Annotated in this window: 2 protein-coding genes; both read right to left on the bottom strand. The window is 34.2% G+C overall.

The genetic code is table 11. The features are described 5' to 3' along the window. Positions 1-2097 (bottom strand): AMIN domain-containing protein, encoded by a 2097-nt coding sequence (locus AB1414_17075; GenBank protein ID MEW6609127.1) that lies wholly within the window; start codon positions 2095-2097, stop codon positions 1-3. Beyond that, positions 2027-3643 (bottom strand): hypothetical protein, encoded by a 1617-nt coding sequence (locus AB1414_17070; protein MEW6609126.1) that lies wholly within the window; start codon positions 3641-3643, stop codon positions 2027-2029. The genes AB1414_17075 and AB1414_17070 overlap by 71 nt, the downstream gene beginning before the upstream one ends. Positions 3644-3954 lie beyond the last annotated feature (311 nt).

Below are 3954 nucleotides of genomic sequence, written 5' to 3'. Positions count from 1 at the left end.
TTACGATTTAATAATATGTGGTGTGATAAATATCATTACCTCTGTTTCCTCGGTAATAGTCTTAACCTGTTTAAAGAAGAAACCAATAATAGGAATACTTCCTAAAACAGGTATTTTGACTAATGAATTTTTTTTCTTCTTTTGAGTTAGTCCACCAATAATAATAGTTTCTCCTTCCTTGACCCTAACTTTTGTTTCTACATTCCGTTTATTAATGATAGGTAATCCTTGTGGTGTTCCTTCACCAGCAACATCACCTACTTCAGAAATAATCTTAACAGTAATTTCTCCTTTTTGGGAAATATACGGTGTAATATCAAGGATAATTCCTGATTCAATTGCTTTGAGTGTTACCGATTCATATCCTACCCTACCACTTAATAATTGATAAAATTCTTCTCTGGACAATTTGATTTTAGCCTGTTGTCCAGTTAATGTAACTACTTTTGGATTAGCTTTAATTTCTGCCTTTCCTTCCTTAACTAACATATCGATGAATGTAATTAGAGCCTGAGAGGTAAGGTCATTAGTAATTGTGTAGGAAAGTTTTGAGGTTTTATCAGTTTCCTTTTTGAGCGTTACCGAAGAATCCTTCCATTTAAAATTCCAATTTGTGCCAATACTCCTTATTCCCTCTTTAGATACTTCTGCAATAAGGGATTCAATGGCAACCTGTTGTGGTGGGATATCAATCAAAGCGATATCATTTTTAATACGCTCAATAAGGGGACCTGGGGCAGTGATAGTCACCAGATTCTTCTCCTTATTTACCTGGATAAAGGATAAAAAGGATTGCGGTATGAGGGTTAGTAAATCTTGTGCTTGCAAATAGTTCAAATTAAGAAATTCTGTTGAGGTAAGTTTAACAAATGACGGACCAGTTGGATCAGCTAATCCTACCAGATAGTAATTATCAAATTTACAAAACATATATCCTTTTGGAGCAAGAACCATCTCTAATGCTTTTGATAAAGGGACATCCTGGAGTTCTACCGTAATAACTCCTCGAACAGTATCATCGGGGATAATTGGTATTTTTGCCTGAGTTGATATATCTCGAAGCGCCTGAGAGATATCTGTTTCAAAGAAGACATTAGTGATTAATGGTTCTTCTTTTTTCGGCTCTTCTTTGACCTGGATTTCTCCTCTTTTTACAGAAGCAGGTATTGAAGATTCAAGTGATTTAGCCTCCTTTTTTATGGTTTCTATTGTTGAGGCTCCCACTTCTTTCTCTGGCAATATCTGTTGAGGGCTAACCTGAGATTTCTTCTTTTCTACACTCTCCTCTTTTATTTCTACTTCAACTTGATTGATTCCTGAGGTAATCTGTGATACTAAGGATGGTTCCATTAACCCAATGGTTATTCTACTTATATGTGTAGGAGTAGTAAGCAATTGGATAATGGAAATGAAAGAAATATAAGAATTTTTCTTTATCTTTTTTCTTGTGTATTCACATTTACATTCTAAAAAGTCTATAACTATTAAAGAAGGGTCTTCTGTGCGAAAATGTTTTAGAATAGGGGTATTAGAAGTTTTTATTATTACTCTTATTTGCCCTTCTTCTTCTTTGATATCAATATCTTTTATCTGATATAATTCCTTACTTTCCTTCTCCTTTTGTAGATATTCTTCTTGCTTTAGAGTAGGAACAGCTGTAAGGACAACTGTGTTATTAACTGACTTCAGTAAGGGAATAACAGGAATTCGGAATTCTATTTCGGCAATAGTAGTAAAATCTCTTCCTTGAACGACATTAATTTTTTTTATTATGCCTTGTTCATAGAATTCTGTCTCCCGCCACCAACTATTAATTGTATCCTCAAAGGTTATTTTTGCTGAAAGATTATTAAAAGCACGGATAAGCGAATATTTGGCCGGTTGTTCGGTGATAAAGATAACCTCTGTTTTATTCTTCTCATCTCCTTCTTTTACCTCAATATCTAAGAGTTGTGTGTATTGTGTCCCAAAAGCTGGGCTGAATAAAAATAGATAAAATATCAACCACAGATAGATTTTTGCTTTTTTACTTAACTGTAAGTTTTTGTTTTTTAGAGATTGGTTCTTTATCGCCAAAATCGAGTTCCACAACTGCATAATAATTACCTCTTTTTAATTCTCCCTTATATAAAGATGAAATTATCCTTTTCTGGTTAGGTAAGATAGGTTCTATTTCTTCCATCAACGGAATGTTAACTATTTCTTTTCTCTTCTCTTCTTCATATATTCTTAAATTCCCTTTTGGACGGAGATGAATATTCCCTAAATTAACGAAAGTAACAAAGAAAGATAATGAATTATCTTTATTCTTCTGATAGGAGATATTTTCAATTTCAGCCTTTTTTACTGCCGTGTTAGGAATTTCTACACTAATTGATACCTCTGAGGTAACGGTTGCTTTTTTATCTTTCGTAAGACCGGCAAAACACAACTTAGCATATTTTCCACCATTAACTTCACGGGGAACCCGAATAGAAAAGGAAAGATTTCGTTTATCTTTTGGAGAAAGGTTAAATTTAGATTGATTAATAGCTATCCATTTAGCACAAGAATAAGGTTGGTTACCAGCAGGTAAATAGGAAATTTGACCCTCCTCGTTAACAGCATAATCCTGGGCAAAAACCTCAACCTCTAATTCCGATTGACCTTCATTACGCACTAATATAGAAAAGCTCCGCATCCCTCCAGGAGGTGAGATTAAGTCAATAAAAGATGGTTCAACCCATAGTTTTTCTTTCTTCTGTGCTTCTTTACTGACAGCAATTAATTCCTCTTCCTTCAATTCTTCAATTTTACCCTTAGAAACTTTTATCTTCTTACTTTTGGTTTTTTCTCTCTTCCCTGCATAAACAAATTTAGTTTCTATTATATAGATTCCATCACGGATGTTAGATCGAAAATCTCCTTTAAAATCTCTAATTGCTTCTGGTAAAACAGTCCCTTTCCCTGCGGTAAGAGTAATTGGTTCTCCTCTAAGTCTATATCCTTGTTCATTCTTCAATACCGCTTCACCATTAGCAACAATATGAATATTCCCTGTATTTTTTAACGAGGCTATAATCTCATATCCTGAATAATTTTTAGAGGGGTTTAATTGAATATCTTCTATAACTGCATTGGTAGTAAGCCCATATCCTTTAATCGTCACCAGTAAAAGTGAGGCTAATCGATAGTAGATTGGTGTAGATTTCTCTATCTTCTCAGGAACAATTTCGACCATAATTGCGGAATATCTTCCGCCTAATTCCCCTTTGGGGACAGAAAGTTTACACATCACTTGAATAGTTTCATTCCCGCGCAGCACCTTTTCTTTTGGTAGAAGAGTTAACCATTGGGTACAAGAATATTTAGAGATACCTGGCTTAAGAAATAACACCTTTCCTCCTCTCTCTATAACTAAATCTGTGGCATATAATTTTATCTGTAAGTCACTCTCACCATTATTTGTTACTAATAAAGGAAATGTTTTAACTGCTCCCTGGACGGTAGATAATTCTATGATTGGTGGAGTTAAAGTAAGTTTAAGCTCTGAATTTGAAACAGCAGGAAAAGTAGATACAGCACAAAATATACATATCCATTTTATTAACTGATAGGAATTTGTTTTTTGAGCATTCTTGATGTTACCTTCACTTTTACTCATTATGGAGATATTTTACCATAGATTTTATTTCCTGTCAACAAAAAAAATAGGAAAATAGGAAAATAGTGGGGGAGAGCGTTGCGTAGGACTTAAGGCTATATCTATGGTCACAGGCATTGCTTTACTTCATTTTCTGCCATCTTTTGCTTATTAAATTTGCTCCAGAGGAGCAATCTGTTTGTAGAAAAAAAATGTCCACCTATAACATAAAGCTCCATAGGAGCGACCTAAATCATTCAATACATTTTTTGTTCACGGGCTTGAATAATACCTGTGATGTATTTCTGCAATTCTTCCCTATGTTGTTTACG

The organism is bacterium, assembly GCA_040755795.1.
Classification (GTDB): Bacteria; UBA9089; CG2-30-40-21; order CG2-30-40-21; family SBAY01; genus JBFLXS01.
This window is presented reverse-complemented; position numbering and strand designations above follow the sequence as displayed.